13 protein-coding genes are annotated in these 14,008 nt (G+C 50.6%); 7 read left to right on the forward strand and 6 right to left on the reverse strand.

Features of this window, described 5'->3' with window-relative positions; all coding sequences use genetic code 11:
- Window positions 1–40: 40 nt before the first annotated feature.
- Window positions 41–724, reverse strand: coding sequence for a CidB/LrgB family autolysis modulator (locus ACE3MQ_RS11535; protein WP_379393088.1), 684 nt, complete (start codon window positions 722–724; stop codon window positions 41–43).
- Window positions 724–1,104 carry a CidA/LrgA family holin-like protein gene (locus ACE3MQ_RS11540; protein ID WP_379392756.1) on the reverse strand — a complete coding sequence of 127 codons (381 nt, stop codon included), beginning with the start codon at window positions 1,102–1,104 and terminating at the stop codon, window positions 724–726. Before ACE3MQ_RS11540 ends, ACE3MQ_RS11535 begins: the two co-directional genes overlap by 1 nt.
- Window positions 1,105–1,243: 139 nt before the next feature.
- Between ACE3MQ_RS11540 and cidR the strand changes: the two genes are divergently transcribed.
- The 7 genes from cidR (at window position 1,244) to abc-f (ending at window position 10,801) form a co-directional block, all read left to right on the forward strand.
- Complete coding sequence (gene cidR, locus ACE3MQ_RS11545) at window positions 1,244–2,134, forward strand: cidABC operon transcriptional activator CidR (RefSeq protein WP_379392757.1); 891 nt, start codon at window positions 1,244–1,246, stop codon at window positions 2,132–2,134.
- A gap of 123 nt (window positions 2,135–2,257) precedes the next feature.
- Complete coding sequence (locus tag ACE3MQ_RS11550) at window positions 2,258–3,310, forward strand: oxidoreductase (protein WP_379392758.1); 1,053 nt, start codon at window positions 2,258–2,260, stop codon at window positions 3,308–3,310.
- Window positions 3,311–3,456: 146 nt separating this feature from the next.
- On the forward strand, window positions 3,457–4,254 hold the full coding sequence (gene pdaA, locus ACE3MQ_RS11555; protein WP_379392759.1) for a delta-lactam-biosynthetic de-N-acetylase: 798 nt from the start codon (window positions 3,457–3,459) through the stop codon (window positions 4,252–4,254).
- A 194-nt stretch (window positions 4,255–4,448) separates the two neighbouring features.
- A complete protein-coding gene (locus ACE3MQ_RS11560) occupies window positions 4,449–4,934 on the forward strand; it encodes a MarR family winged helix-turn-helix transcriptional regulator (protein WP_379393090.1) in 486 nt (161 codons plus the stop codon).
- A complete protein-coding gene (locus ACE3MQ_RS11565; protein WP_379392760.1) occupies window positions 4,931–6,658 on the forward strand; it encodes an ABC transporter ATP-binding protein in 1,728 nt (575 codons plus the stop codon). Before ACE3MQ_RS11560 ends, ACE3MQ_RS11565 begins: the two co-directional genes overlap by 4 nt.
- Window positions 6,655–8,553 carry an ABC transporter ATP-binding protein gene (locus ACE3MQ_RS11570; protein WP_379392761.1) on the forward strand — a complete coding sequence of 633 codons (1,899 nt, stop codon included), beginning with the start codon at window positions 6,655–6,657 and terminating at the stop codon, window positions 8,551–8,553. Before ACE3MQ_RS11565 ends, ACE3MQ_RS11570 begins: the two co-directional genes overlap by 4 nt.
- Before the next feature lie 370 nt (window positions 8,554–8,923).
- Window positions 8,924–10,801: a ribosomal protection-like ABC-F family protein gene (gene abc-f, locus ACE3MQ_RS11575; RefSeq protein ID WP_379392762.1), complete on the forward strand. Its 1,878-nt coding sequence runs from the start codon at window positions 8,924–8,926 to the stop codon at window positions 10,799–10,801.
- A 474-nt stretch (window positions 10,802–11,275) separates the two neighbouring features.
- Here abc-f and ACE3MQ_RS11580 read toward each other — a convergent pair whose 3' ends face one another.
- Genes ACE3MQ_RS11580 through ACE3MQ_RS11595 form a run of 4 tightly spaced genes read right to left on the reverse strand, consistent with a single transcriptional unit; the run spans window position 11,276 to window position 13,945 of the window.
- Window positions 11,276–11,620, reverse strand: coding sequence for an EamA family transporter (locus tag ACE3MQ_RS11580; protein ID WP_379392763.1), 345 nt, complete (start codon window positions 11,618–11,620; stop codon window positions 11,276–11,278).
- Entirely contained in the window at window positions 11,604–11,951 is a 348-nt protein-coding gene (locus ACE3MQ_RS11585; protein ID WP_379392764.1) for a DUF2304 domain-containing protein, read from the reverse strand. Before ACE3MQ_RS11585 ends, ACE3MQ_RS11580 begins: the two co-directional genes overlap by 17 nt.
- Window positions 11,952–12,656: a glycosyltransferase family 2 protein gene (locus ACE3MQ_RS11590; RefSeq protein ID WP_379392765.1), complete on the reverse strand. Its 705-nt coding sequence runs from the start codon at window positions 12,654–12,656 to the stop codon at window positions 11,952–11,954.
- Window positions 12,653–13,945, reverse strand: a complete 1,293-nt coding sequence (locus ACE3MQ_RS11595) for a glycosyltransferase family 39 protein (protein ID WP_379392766.1) — start codon at window positions 13,943–13,945, stop codon at window positions 12,653–12,655. Before ACE3MQ_RS11595 ends, ACE3MQ_RS11590 begins: the two co-directional genes overlap by 4 nt.
- Window positions 13,946–14,008 lie beyond the last annotated feature (63 nt).

Below are 14,008 nucleotides of genomic sequence, written 5' to 3' on the forward strand. Positions count from 1 at the left end.
ACATATATATTAAATTTGGAGGAACCCCGTAGATTAACGCTCATCCATAGAACAGTACCGTGATGAGCATCGGAGCCACGCCTAGCGTAAACAGGGCGGCAAGGATCATGGAAATGCTCGATATCGTTCCGGTCAGGGAGCTAAGCTCAAACGCTTTGGAGGTGCCTGTGCCATGGGCCCCAGTGCCGAGCAGCACCCCGCGGGCAACCTCGTTCTCAATTCGAAACCACTTTAATACATAAGGCCCGATGATACTGCCGAGCAAGCCTGTGATGACGGCAAAGATAGCCGTTATATTGGGAATTCCGCCGATAGCCTGGGATACGCTCATTGCGATGGGCGCGGTGACGGATCGAGGGATCAGGCTGCTTACGAGCTGCTGATCCAGGCGCAGCCATTCCGCCAGCAGTGCGGAGGAGAACATGGCGACGACTGAGCCGGACAGCACGCTGACGATAATGACTGCGGCATGCTTCTTAAGCACGTTAAAGTATTTGTACAGCGGTACGGCAAAAGCGATCGTAGCAGGCTGGAGCATATCGCTCAGCCATTTCCCGCCGGAGTTGTACGACTCGTAAGGGACATGCGCCCACATCAGGCCGACTACAAGCACGATGGGGGTTACCAGCAGCGGGGACAAGTAGACGCGTGGTCTGGCCTGGTATAACCGTTTGGACAATGAATAAACCAGGAGAGTTAGCGTTAGCCAGAATAGACTGATCATCATGAGGCCTTGCTCTCCTTCCGTTTCGTGATTTGCGAGGCAATCAGCCCCGAGCTCAGCATCACGATAAATGTGCTGGAAACAACGACAACCAGAATACGCACGCCGTCACTCTCCAGCAGCGGAATATATTTTATGATGCCGACCGCAGAAGGAATAAAGAATAATAGCAGCTCGGCCAGCAGTAAATTGGCTCCCTGCTCGATCCAGGTCAGCTTGATTACATTCGTTTTGAGCAGCGCAAAAATAACGATAATGCCCAGGATAGAACCTGGGATAGGTAAATGGAGCAGCTCTGCAAGCTGGTTCATCGCCATGGAGATGAAGAACAGAAGAATGACTTGCAGTACGCTCAAGGCAATCGTACGTAATTTATCCATTCAGCAGGTTCCTTTCCTATTCGTTGAATTGTTAATGAAAATACTACATCAGTTACTTTCATGAGTAAAATGAATATAAATAATATATACTATTCCTAAAAGTTATCGATAAACTGTATCTGAAGGAGATCGGGAGAGAATGGACATTCGTCAGCTTCAGTATTTAATCGAAGTCGCACGGTTGAAAAGCTTTACGAAAGCTGCGGACACCCTGTATATTACGCAGCCGGCGATTAGCAAGGCGATCAAAGCGATGGAGGAGGAGCTCGGCGTCATTTTATTCGACCGACTTGGCAAGAGGGTAGAATTGACGGATGCCGGCGAAATCATTGCCGGGCAGGCCCAGCAGATCGTTGCCTCCTTTCAGAACCTGACCTCGGAGCTGGATGATCTACGCAATTTGAAGAAGGGCCATATTCGCATCGGTTTGCCGCCGATGGTTGGCGCCAGCTTTTTTCCAAAGGTAATTGGGCAATTTCACAAAAAATATCCGGACATTACGATCCAGCTCTATGAGGACGGTGCCAAAAAGGTAGAGCTGGAGGTCGCCGCCGGAACGCTGGAAGTAGGCGTAGTCGTGCTGCCGACAACTCAAGAAGGATTAAGCAGCTTTCCGTTTGTGGAGGAGAAGCTGAATTTGGTCGTGCATCCTTCCCACCCGCTGGCGGAACGGAAGGAGGTCGAGCTGGCGGAGCTGGCCCAGGATGATTTCGTATTGTTTCGTGAGGATTTCACATTGCATGACCGCATCATCGGCGAATGCGCGAGGCTCGGATTCCAGCCGCACGTGATATATGAAAGCTCACAGTGGGATTTAATCAGCGAGATGGTAGCCGTTGGCTTGGGGATTACGCTTCTTCCGGAAACGATTTGCCGGGAAATCGATAATAAGCGGGTCAAAATCATTCCTCTGGTGAAGCCCATTATTCCGTGGAAGCTAGGGATTATATGGCGGGATGATCGTTATATGTCGTTCGCCACCCGGGAGTGGATTGCATTTGCCAAGTCGGAGCTGGCGGAGGCGTTATAATTGTCATCCTGCTGCAGATAACATATTTCTGTACCGTGGGCTGAACCGGCTTCCAATGGTATAATAAGAGCATTCAATTTGTACAAACAGCATTGGGCGACTTGCGACAGAGGAGGAACAGGAATGGCTATTCAGGTAGGGCTTATTGGATTTGGGTTATCGGGCTCGGTATTTCATGCTCCGCTGATTGATCGGACGGAAGGCTTGAAGCTCGCAGCCGTCGTATCTTCTCAGCCGGACAAAGTTAATGAGAGTTACCCTGACGCGAAGGTATATCGGGACGTCGAGGCGCTGCTGAATGATCAGGACATCCAGGTTGTGGTTATATCCAGCCCAAATTTGACGCACTATGAATATGCGACCCAGGCGCTGGAGGCGGGCAAGCATGTCGTTGTGGAGAAGCCCTTTACGAACAGCTCGGAAGAAGCGGAGCGGTTAATAGCGCTTGCCAGGGAGAAGAAGCTGCTGCTCACGGTATATCATAATCGCCGCTGGGATAATGATTTCTTAACCATCAAGCGTCTGCTGGAGACGGGCGTCCTCGGTAACGTCTCCTATTATGAGGCTCATTTTGACCGTTTCCGTCCCGAGGTGTCCGGCCGATGGCGCGAGCAGGATCTGCCGGGGTCAGGCATCCTCTACGATCTTGGCTCTCATCTGATCGATCAGGCGTTGACGCTGTTCGGGAAGCCCAATACCGTATGGGCGGATTTGCGTAAAGAACGGAGAGGCGCCAAAGCCAATGATTATTTCCACCTTGTGTTAGGCTATTCGAGCCTGCGGGTCGTGCTTCACTCTGGATCATTAGTGCGCGAGCCGGGCCCCCGCTTTGTACTTCACGGGGATCGGGGCAGCTTCGTCAAGCATGGGTTCGACCCACAGGAAGCGCAGCTAAGAAAAGGGTTTGGCCCCGGGGACGAAAATTGGGGCCTTGATCTCGAGGCGAACCATGCTCAGCTTACGACGGATATCGGCGGCCTGGCTGTGACCGGCACGGTGGAGACACTGCTCGGAAGCTATGAAATGTTCTACCGAAAGCTGGCCGATGCTATCAGCCATGGACAGCCTTCGCCTGTATTAGCTGAAGATGCCCGTGATGTGATCCGAATTATCGAGCTGGCTATGGAAAGCCACTCCAAGGGGCGGGTGCTTACGGTGGATCATCGCCATTCATAAGCTTATATATTCAAATACCGCTGGCTATCCCGCGAGTCTTCACACAGATTCTGCGGGATAGCCTTTTTTGTCGTGGGATGCATATTTTCTGCCTCTGCCGCTGAAAATACAATGACCTACTATGATGAAAAAGGAGAGAACGAAGGATGAGAATGGCGTTGTTGACGGCGATGGCGGCCTGCTGTCTCCTAGGTCTCCTGCCGATCGGGTCAGCCGCCGCAGCTTCGGCCGCAGCAGATGGACCTTATCATTTCGGTTTCAAGCGGAGCGTGAACGGACAGCTTCCCTCGATTGACGAAGAGGGGTTTAAGCCGATCGTTGATAAGCATAACGCAATTTTTTTGGGCGATACCTCGCGAAAGGAATTGTATCTGACATTTGACAACGGGTACGAGAACGGGTATACGGCGCCTATTCTGGACACGCTTAAAGCGAAAAAGGTGCCGGCTATCTTTTTTGTGACCGGGCATTTTGTAAAGGATCAGCCTGCGCTTGTGAAGCGGATGGTGTCGGAAGGGCATATCGTCGGAAATCATTCGTGGAGCCACCCGGACATGACGACGATATCTGATGCTCAAATAAAGGAAGAGCTGGAGCGGGTGAACAAGGAAATCGTGGCTTTGACCGGACAGAGCGATATGGGATACCTCCGTCCCCCTCGCGGCATTTTTAATGACCGGACGCTGCGTGTGACGAAGGAGCTTGGCTATACGAACGTCTTCTGGTCGGCAGCCTACAAGGACTGGGATACGAAGGATCAAAAGGGGAGCGACTATGCGTTTAAAAAAGTAGTAGCGCAATTGCATCCCGGAGCCGTGATATTGCTGCATTCGGTATCCAAAGACAACATGGAGGCACTAGGAGCAATTATCGATGAAGCGCGCCGTCAAGGCTATGAATTCAGAGCGATTCCTGAGCTCGGGGGAATGAAGCTGCCGTTTTAGAACATATAGGTCAAAGAGCCTCGCCAGCGGCGGGGTTTTTTTGTATGTTTTCATGTCAATTCAGCATGGTGATCGCCCCGATTTGTACACATTTGACTTTGAAAAATGACGGAAATATAATTAGGTAGACTAATAAATAGCAATGCTAATTATTAAATAGTATAAATAATTTTTTGGGAGATGATAGCGTGATTATGGGCGACGATCCGGTAGCCCAACGACTTATAGAGGCAGTTCATCGCTTCCGCCGTGCGGGATGGCACAAGATGGCCATAGACGGGTGGAACAATAGCGAAGTCAAAATGCTGATGTGCATTCAGTGGGGATGTACTCAGGATGAGAGGGGATCATCTGTCTCCTCCCTAAGCTCCATGATGGAAGTCACTTCACCGACCATTACCCAACTTATCAAAAGCCTGGAGCGCGGCGGGTTAGTCACCAGATATAACGATCAGGAGGATCGGCGCGTTGTCAGAGTAAAGCTAACGGAGAAGGGGAAGGAAGTAACGAAGCAAGCCCGGGAGGATGTGGCCCGGAGATTCAAGGATTTATATGAGCATTTGGGAGAAGAGAAGACGGAGCAGCTGGCCTCGCTGCTTGAACAGGTTTATGAGTATTTGGATGCTAGCATAAAAGACAAGCATAAGATTGATAGAGAAAGTGGAGATGATGGACGATGATCAAGCTCTTTCGTTATTTGAAGCCGTTCCGGCTGCCTATATTCGCCGTGCTTGTGCTCGTGTTTTTTCAATCGCTGTCTGAGCTTTATTTGCCGACGCTTATGGCGGATATCGTCGATATTGGCGTAGTTAAAGGGGACACACCTTATATATGGAAAATCGGCTCCTTTATGCTGCTCGTGGCTCTCGGGGGAATGCTCTGCTCCATTGCAGCGAGTTATTTCTCTTCCAGGGCGGCGTCGGGATTCGGAAAGCTGCTGCGGGCCAAAGTATTTAATCATGTGGAGAATTTCTCCTTAGAGGAATTCGACAAGGTCGGGACAGCCTCGCTGATTACGCGTACTACGAATGATATTACGCAAATTCAGCAGGTGCTCATCATGATCCTGCGAATGATGGTCATGGCTCCGATGCTCTGCATCGGCGGAATCATTATGGCTGTTTCCAAGGATGCGACGCTGTCGCTTATTTTTGTCGTAATTCTTCCCGTGCTGGCGCTCGCTATTTTCCTGATCGCCAGAAAAGGAATTCCTTTATTCAAAGCGATTCAGAAGAAGATCGATAAGTTGAATCTTGTTATGCGGGAGAACTTGACGGGAATCCGCGTCATCCGCTCCTTCAATCGCGTTCAGCATGAGAAGATGCGGTTTGATCAGGCAAACTACGACTTGACGGATACCTCGATCAAAGTGAATAAAATCATGGCATTCATGATGCCGATCATGATGCTGGTGATGAACTTATCGTCGGTAGCGATCATTTGGTTCGGCGGACTTCGCATTCAGGCTGAATCGATGCAAGTCGGCGACCTCATGGCCTTCCTGCAGTATGCGATGCAGATCATGTTCTCCCTGATCATGGTATCGATGATGTTCGTGTTGATCCCGCGGGCGTCCGCTTCGGCCGTCCGGATCAATGAGGTGCTGGACATGGCTCCGGTGATCAAGGATGCGACGACTATGGCCAGAGCAACCGGGCAGAAGGGATACGTCGAGTTCCAGAACGTATCGTTCAGCTATCCTGGAGCCGAGAAGCCGGCGATACAGGATATCAGCTTTGCGGCCCGTCCGGGCGAGGTGACGGCGATTATCGGCGGCACAGGCTCCGGAAAATCCACGCTGATCAACCTTATTCCGAGATTTTATGACGTGGAAAGCGGGCGCGTGCTTGTTAACGGCACCGATGTCAGGGATATGTCGCAGCAGGAGCTGCGTGCGAAGATCGGCTTTGTTCCGCAGAAGGCCGTTCTGTTTACCGGGACGATAAGCGACAACATTCGATATGGCAAAGAGGACGCCAGCGATGAGGAAGTGATGCATGCGGCGCAAATTGCCCAGGCCGCTGACTTTATCTCCAAGATGGAGGAAGGGTACAATTCTCCAATTGCGCAAGGCGGCTCGAACGTCTCCGGCGGACAGAAGCAGCGTCTCTCCATTGCTCGGGCATTGGTGCGGCAGGCGGAAATCTATATTTTCGACGACAGCTTCTCGGCGCTTGATTTCAAGACCGACTCGAGGCTGCGCGCCGCGCTGAAGCAGGAGACCCAGGAATCTACTGTAATTATTGTTGCCCAGCGGGTTAGTACCGTATTGGATGCCGACCAGATCATCGTGATGGATGAGAGCAGAATTGCGGGGATTGGCACGCACCAGGAATTGATGGAGACATGCGATGTGTACAAAGAAATCGTCTTGTCCCAGCTTTCAGAGGAGGAGATCGCATGAGCCAGAGCCAAAATCGAAGTGCACGGAAGCCTGGCGGTTTCGGCGGGCCGGGCGGAGGCCGGGGGCATGGCGGCCCTGGGATGGGAGCACCGGCCGAGAAGGCGAAGGATTTCAAAGGCACCCTCAAACGTTTGATAACTTATATGCGTCCGTTCAAGCTGCAATTAGGCTCCGTAGTGCTCATGGCAATTCTTAGTACGGTGTTTGCCATTATCAGTCCGAAGGTCATGGGGGAAGCAACGACGGTGCTCTTTGAAGGCATCATGGGTAAAATGCAGGGCATCCCGGGAGCAGCGATCGATTTTGACGCCATAGGGAAAATTATTCTTTATTTGCTCGGACTGTACTTATTGAGTTCATTATTCAGCTACTTCCAGCAATATTTGATGGCGGACGTTTCCCAAAAGACCGTCTACAATTTACGGAAGCAAGTGAACGACAAGCTGTCGCGTCTGCCGCTCAAATACTATGATGCTAGAACGCACGGCGAAATTTTAAGCCGGGTAACGAACGATATGGACAATATCAGCTCGACCTTGCAGCAGAGCATGACCCAGCTTATCACGTCGATTCTGACTATTATCGGGGTCATTGTGATGATGCTGACGATCAGCCCGTTAATGACGTTGATTGCCATATTGACGATACCGCTGAGCATTGTGGCAATTACCTCAATCGCCAAGCGTTCTCAGCGCGAGTTTGTCCGTCAGCAGAAGGAGCTTGGCATGCTGAATGGCCATGTGGAAGAAATGTACACCGGCCACAAAGTGATTAAAGTATTCGGACGCGAGCAAAAATCGCTGCAGCAATTCGATGAAATTAACGAGCGCCTGTATGAGGCGGGCTGGAAGGCACAATTTATTTCCGGCGTAATTATGCCGATTATGAGCTTCATTGGCAACATCGGTTATGTGCTTGTTGCTGTGGTAGGCGGAATACTGGTTTTGAAGGGGAAAATTAAGATCGGAGACGTGCAGGCGTTTATCCAGTATACGAGACAGCTGTCCCAGCCGATCGCGCAAACGGCTAACATTGCGAATATTATACAATCTACCGTTGCATCCTCGGAACGTGTATTCGAGGTGCTGGACGAAGCAGAGGAAGCGCCGGATCCGGCCCATCCCGTTAAGATTGAAGAGCCGAAGGGCGAGGTTTCCTTCAATCACGTTCGTTTTGGCTACCAGGATCATGCAGTGCTGATCGAGGATATGAACATTCACGCCTCAAAGGGACAGACGATTGCGATTGTAGGGCCTACAGGCGCGGGGAAGACGACGCTGATCAATCTGCTTATGCGGTTCTATGAGGTGAATGACGGATCGATTACGGTCGACGGCGTGAATATCGCGGAAATGAGACGCGGCGATCTGCGGAGTATGTTCGGAATGGTGCTGCAGGATACATGGCTGTTCAATGGGACGATTCGCGACAATATCGCTTATGGACGGGAAGGGGCGACTGAGGAGGAGATCATCCGGGCTGCGAAGACGGCGCATGCCGATCATTTCATTCGTACGCTGCCGGACGGCTACGATACGATCTTGAATGAAGAGGCGTCGAACATCTCGCAAGGCCAGAAGCAGCTGCTGACGATCGCCCGGGCGGTGCTCGCCGATCCGGCCATTCTTATTCTTGATGAGGCGACGAGCAGCGTCGATACGCGGACGGAAATTTATATCCAGAAGGCGATGAATGAGCTGATGAAGGGACGAACAAGCTTCGTCATTGCTCACCGTTTGTCGACGATCAAGGATGCGGATTTGATTCTGGTGATGAACCACGGATCAGTCATCGAACAGGGCACGCATGAGGAATTGCTGGCTCAGGGCGGATTTTATGCCGATCTGTACAACAGTCAGTTTTCTAAGGGCGGCTTCGATCTTGAAGTAGGATGATTTTTGAGCATGAACTTGATCAGGATTGGAATTCGTGGTAATAATAAGGTGTAACGCAAAAATTCATTATTTTAACGATACGGAGGACCCTTTGACGATGGAGTAAGAACACGTTCCCACAAAGACAACTTGTCAGCAGGCAAGCGGCGCTCTCCTAACAGGAAGAGCCGGTCAGGGATACGTGTGTCGACTTAGGGTCTTCTTTTTTATACTCAAAAAGAGAGATATGATCATGAACGGAGCGAGCGAATGTGTATTCAGGGCGTTCCCGCTAGTTCATGCTTTCTACCCTATTTCCCCGTATATGACCGTGTGCCGCTGGCCACGGTTATTTTTGTCGCTATACTGCGGAAACGGGGGATGATGTGAAATGACGATGATTTTATCGGTCAAAGGCTTAAAGAAGGAATGGAATGGTGCGGTATTGTTCGAGGATATCTCGTTCGAGGTTAGCAGGGGGGAGCGGCTGGCGCTTTTTGGCCGGAACGGCTCCGGTAAGACGACCTTGCTGAAAGGCTTGCTGGGCAAGTTCAACTTCGACGAAGGACGCATTCACCGAATACTGCCGCAAGAAGAATGGGGCTGGATGGAGCAGCAGGCAGACCGCGAATCATCGCTTACGCTGCTGGAATACGTTCAATTCAGATCTGGCAAAATCTACGAGGTGAAGCGGGAGCTGGAGCAGCTGCAGACGGAAATGAGTTCAGGCAGCGCTTCGGAGGCAAGCGTGGAGAGATACGGCTTGATCTATGAACAGTATATGCAGTTGGGTGGATATGACTGGGAGGTCAAGGTAGAGAAGCGGTTGAGCCAAATGAATTTGGCGCCGGAGCTGTGGCGTTTGCCGTTTGTTCAGTTAAGCGGAGGACAGAAGACGAGAGCACAGCTGGCTGCCCTCATGGTTCGGGAGCCGAAGTTCATCCTGCTCGATGAGCCGACGAATCATCTGGATACGGAGTCGTTGAACTGGCTTGAGCAGTGGGTGAGCAGCTATGAGGGAACTATTCTGTACGTATCGCATGACCGGACATTCATGGATCGGACGGCTACATCGGTTCTGGAGCTGCAGCCGGATGGATGCCGGCGTTATGCTGGCGGCTACAGCGATTACCGTCAGCAGAAGGAGGTGGAACGGCGAACCCAAATGACGCTCTACAAGAAGCAGGAGCAAGCGCGTCAAGCTCTGGAGCAGTCCATTCGGCGCTACCAGGAGTGGTTCCACCAGGCTCATCGGGCCGCTCGCGCCGATAATTTGGACGTGGCGATTACCGCCAGCTTCTATAAAGCGAAGGCGAAGAAGAATATTTCGCGTTATCACGCGAAGCAGAAGGAGCTGGAGCGGCTGGAACGGGATCAGGTGGAAAAGCCACGCGAGGCCAAAGTGCTCCAAATGAATTTACGGGAAGGAGCGTTTGCGGCGTCTACCTTGCTGCGCATGAATGACGTAGGATTTGGCTATAAAGACGCTGCCGCAGGGGAGCTTGGGAGCAGTCATTTGTTCCACCGCTTCAATCTGCAGATAGAACGGGGTGATCGAGTCGGCGTGCTGGGGCCGAATGGCTCAGGCAAATCTACGCTATTGAAGTTGATCACTGGGCAGCTTACTCCCTCCTCGGGGACAGTGATCCTGCATCCGCAAGGTTCGATCGGGTATTTTGCCCAGGAGCTTCAAAACCTTGAGGAGAGCAAGACGATTCTGGACAGCCTGCTGGGACTGCCGGATATGACCGAGTCGCATGCAAGGACGATTCTGGGCTGCTTTTTATTTTCCAGGGAAGAGGTATATAAGAAAATAGGGGAGCTGAGCATGGGGGAAAAATGCAGAGTAGCGTTTCTGAAGTTATTTTTTGGCGAAGCTAATCTGCTGATCCTCGATGAACCGACGAACTATTTGGATATCGACACGCGAGAGGTCGTTGAAGAGGCGTTATGTGCTTATCCTGGAGCATTAATGATCGTAACTCACGACAGGTATTTGGCCCGCAAGGTGTGCAATCGGCTGCTGCTGCTGGATAGGCAAAAGGAACCTGAATGGTTCCCCGGGACGGTCGAGGAATATGAATCCAAGGATCGAACCCATCGCCTAGATGCGGCGGAGCAATGGGCGGAGAATGAACGGGAGCGGCTTGAGCTCGAGCTGACGTTCTTAATGGGCCGAGAGGAGCCGCAAACTCCCGAGGAACGGGAAGCGCTGACGGTGGCGATCGCTGAAATCCGTCGGCAGATTGAGGAGCTTCCTGAGATTTAAGATCGAATCGGATAGATCGGAACATTTTGGTAAATTCATGGATTCAAATATACTTTCGAATACGAAGGATAATTGGATTCTTGGTATTAAAAAAATGCCTTCGAGTAAAATTTGTTCAATGAACTGGATTTCATGCTATTAAAAGGACTGATCTTCCTATAAAAGGTAGTCCGTCGGTTTTTAAGGGCATGAAATCCTTTTATTTCCACAAATGCTTCTTTTACACCTAAGTAAATACAGAAAATCCACTTAATCCGGGGAACCGAAAGAATTCTTGCGAACATAGACTCTCCGCACCCTTTTCCCTTGCTTCAGATGTTAGATGCTCATAGGGCTAGCACGAATCACGTTTAAGCACGTCCATGACTTAGCGATCAGGTCAAAGCAAAGATCACATCCAAGCAAGACCGCGTCGATGCCCATCGATGTCTAAGTGCGGCCACGGATACCGTAAGCGTTGTTGTTCTTCCCAGCTTATCTCGCCAGCAGGTAGACGCCAAATAGGATAACGGCAACGCCAGCTAATTTAGTGGCCGAAATAGATTCGCCAAACAGAAAGTATGCAGGAATAAGAGCGAGAACATAGGCAAAGGCCTGCATTGGATAAGCTACGCTTAGGGGCAAGCGGGTTAATACGGCGAACCACAGTACGGTAGCAAGACCATAAAGTGCTATGCCGCCGAGAATCATGGGAGACAAAATCAATTTGTTCCACACGAGTCCGCCTGAGCGGGTCAGCCCGATTTTAAAGAGAACTTGACCTGTGACTAGCAGTAGAATGTTTCCAAACAGCAGTACATAACTAATTGTTTTTTCCATAAGAAGCCTCCCGAGCCTTAAGGATTGCCACTTCCTGGGTCAGGCGAAGCACTTGGCTCGTCAGCTTGGTAATGACAATCGTAAGATGAAGTATGAGCGAAAAGCAGAACAGAAGGCCGAACAAGAAAAGAACGGCCGGAGCATATTTGACGCCCAACTGGTCTGCAATCCATTCCATGAAGAATACATTCAATGAAACAATAAGCAGTACGATGCTAAACAATATCCATAGCAGGGAGTACTGCTCCTTGAGCCGCTGCCTTCTCACCAGCTCCAGAACGGTAATCAGAAAGACAATGGCTATCGATACCGATAGAATGTTGATGAACATCTATTTGATCACCGCCGTTCTATTATATCGCATCGCGCTCATAATTACAGAAAAGGTTACTTTGATCATATAATAGACGGATTTCACGGGAGTGATAGAGGATCTGCCTGCTTGTCTCCGCTTCATTTCAGTGGATACCTCCGTAATTTTGCAGCCATGGCGTTTGAGATAGACGAGAGATTCCACCTCCGGGTAATCGATCGGATAATAGCTGGCATACAAGTCAATCACTTTCCGTCCTGCCGCGCGGAAGCCGCTTGTCGTGTCCGTGAAGCGCTGCTTCGTAATCAGCGTGACCAGGTTGGAGAAGAAAATCATGCCGATGCGCCGCATATAAGATGAGCGATATGAGGTGGATTCCACGTATCTGGAGCCGACCACGAGATCGTACCTGGCGACCTGATCGATCAATTTGGGCAATTCCTTCGCAGGATGCTGTCCATCGGCATCCATTTGCACCGCCACGTCATAGCCATGCATGCGGGCATACATATATCCCGTCTGCATTCCACCGCCGATCCCTACGTTGTAGGGCATTGTCAGGACGCGGGCACCGCTTGCTTTGGCGACTTCTTCCGTTCGATCGGTGGAGCCGTCGTTGATGACGATAATGTCCGCTTCCGGTACATGTCTGCGGATATCTGCAATGACGGAGGAAATGCTGCCTTCCTCATTATATGCCGGGATGATGATGAGCGTTTTCATGAAGTCACCGTCCTCCTTTTTCTCAAACCGTTACTGGAAAGCTTGCTGAAATACCCGAGAAGCTGTTCTATGAAATATGACCCAAATAGTATTAACAGAATCATGTTCGGATAGCCGTACCGGTTAAAGGCGACGAATGGAATATAAATGATGGTGAAATAGCCCAAGGCGGCAGCTAAAGGCAGCAGCCGGTTAGAACGGTGCTTTATCAACGCCCAGCATATGCCCAGCATATTGATGATCATGAGGATCTTTTGGATGACATTCATGTCGGGCCTGGTGATGGGCCAGATCGGACGAGAGTAGAACGGATGAAAATACAGCTCCATCCATCGGCCTGCGGTAAACCAGTAGAGATACTTAAACGGTTCATGCGTAAACCCGTATTTGATGATGTCGATCCCTTTTTGTACGGCCAAACGATCAGAGCCTTGAAACAGGGTCTTCGGATCGTACTGTGGATACGCCTCAAAGAAGCCGGCCGGCGGCAGTTGTCCGTGTATTCGTGTTCCGAGGAGGAAAGGACTGCCTCCGGAGCTGGTGAATAAAATGAATTCATGAAACGTAACCCAGTTGCGAATCCACCAGGGCGTAAGCAGGAGAATATAAACCCCGGCCATCAGCAGGGCATATTTTAGCATAAGCCGCCACGGAATATGATGTCTCCACCAGAGAACGAGGAACACGGCCGGATACAGGGAAGCATGAGGTTTGAAATAAGCGGCCGCAGCGGTCAGTGCTCCCAGCAGAAGGTAATAGCGTGCCTTGTTCCGTTCCAGGGCAATGATCGTGACGCATAGCAAGAGCAGAAGTATCGTTCTGAAGGTCGTTTCGGATAGGATGACGCCGGAGGAAAAATAATCGGGCAAATAGATCGCGCTGATCGTACAGGCGATTATAGCAGTGCGAGTGTTAAAGATGCGGTGACCCAGCCAGAAGATCAGATAGATCGACAGCACTTGCAGCACGCATTGATACAGCCTGTAAGCAATAACCCCGCCATCCTCTTGACCAAACAGGGCCATGAATCCGGACAGAATAAGCGGCAGTCCGGGCATGATGAAGGCCGAGGGCTTGTCCCCCGTATTATAGGCGAGCACCCCTTCGTTCAGCAGAAGGCGGGAAGTCTGAATATATTTAACGTCATCGTTGTTAGGCTTGAGCGGATCGCCAAGAAAGAAGTAATCATTGTAGACGAGAACGATAATAGAAGAAACAATGCCAACGAAGGCCATTAAGGCAAACAAATACAGCTTGGCCGATCGGCTGACCCCGGTTATTCGGAACAATAGGCTTCAACTCCACTCTAGAAAATGTTCAAATATATATATAAACAAATTACGAAGATTTAA

It is taken from the genome of Paenibacillus lentus (assembly GCF_042714055.1).
Classification (GTDB): Bacteria; Bacillota; Bacilli; order Paenibacillales; family Paenibacillaceae; genus Fontibacillus; species Fontibacillus lentus_A.

Excerpts from the sequence above, each read along its gene's own strand:
- ACE3MQ_RS11535 (WP_379393088.1), bottom strand. The coding sequence starts at position 724 with ATGATCAGTCTATTCTGGCTAACGCTAACTCTCCTGGTTTATTCATTG.
- ACE3MQ_RS11540 (WP_379392756.1), bottom strand. The coding sequence starts at position 1,104 with ATGGATAAATTACGTACGATTGCCTTGAGCGTACTGCAAGTCATTCTT.
- cidR (WP_379392757.1), top strand. The coding sequence starts at position 1,244 with ATGGACATTCGTCAGCTTCAGTATTTAATCGAAGTCGCACGGTTGAAA.
- ACE3MQ_RS11550 (WP_379392758.1), top strand. The coding sequence starts at position 2,258 with ATGGCTATTCAGGTAGGGCTTATTGGATTTGGGTTATCGGGCTCGGTA.
- pdaA (WP_379392759.1), top strand. The coding sequence starts at position 3,457 with ATGAGAATGGCGTTGTTGACGGCGATGGCGGCCTGCTGTCTCCTAGGT.
- ACE3MQ_RS11560 (WP_379393090.1), top strand. The coding sequence starts at position 4,449 with ATGGGCGACGATCCGGTAGCCCAACGACTTATAGAGGCAGTTCATCGC.
- ACE3MQ_RS11565 (WP_379392760.1), top strand. The coding sequence starts at position 4,931 with ATGATCAAGCTCTTTCGTTATTTGAAGCCGTTCCGGCTGCCTATATTC.
- ACE3MQ_RS11570 (WP_379392761.1), top strand. The coding sequence starts at position 6,655 with ATGAGCCAGAGCCAAAATCGAAGTGCACGGAAGCCTGGCGGTTTCGGC.
- abc-f (WP_379392762.1), top strand. The coding sequence starts at position 8,924 with ATGACGATGATTTTATCGGTCAAAGGCTTAAAGAAGGAATGGAATGGT.
- ACE3MQ_RS11580 (WP_379392763.1), bottom strand. The coding sequence starts at position 11,620 with ATGGAAAAAACAATTAGTTATGTACTGCTGTTTGGAAACATTCTACTG.
- ACE3MQ_RS11585 (WP_379392764.1), bottom strand. The coding sequence starts at position 11,951 with ATGTTCATCAACATTCTATCGGTATCGATAGCCATTGTCTTTCTGATT.
- ACE3MQ_RS11590 (WP_379392765.1), bottom strand. The coding sequence starts at position 12,656 with ATGAAAACGCTCATCATCATCCCGGCATATAATGAGGAAGGCAGCATT.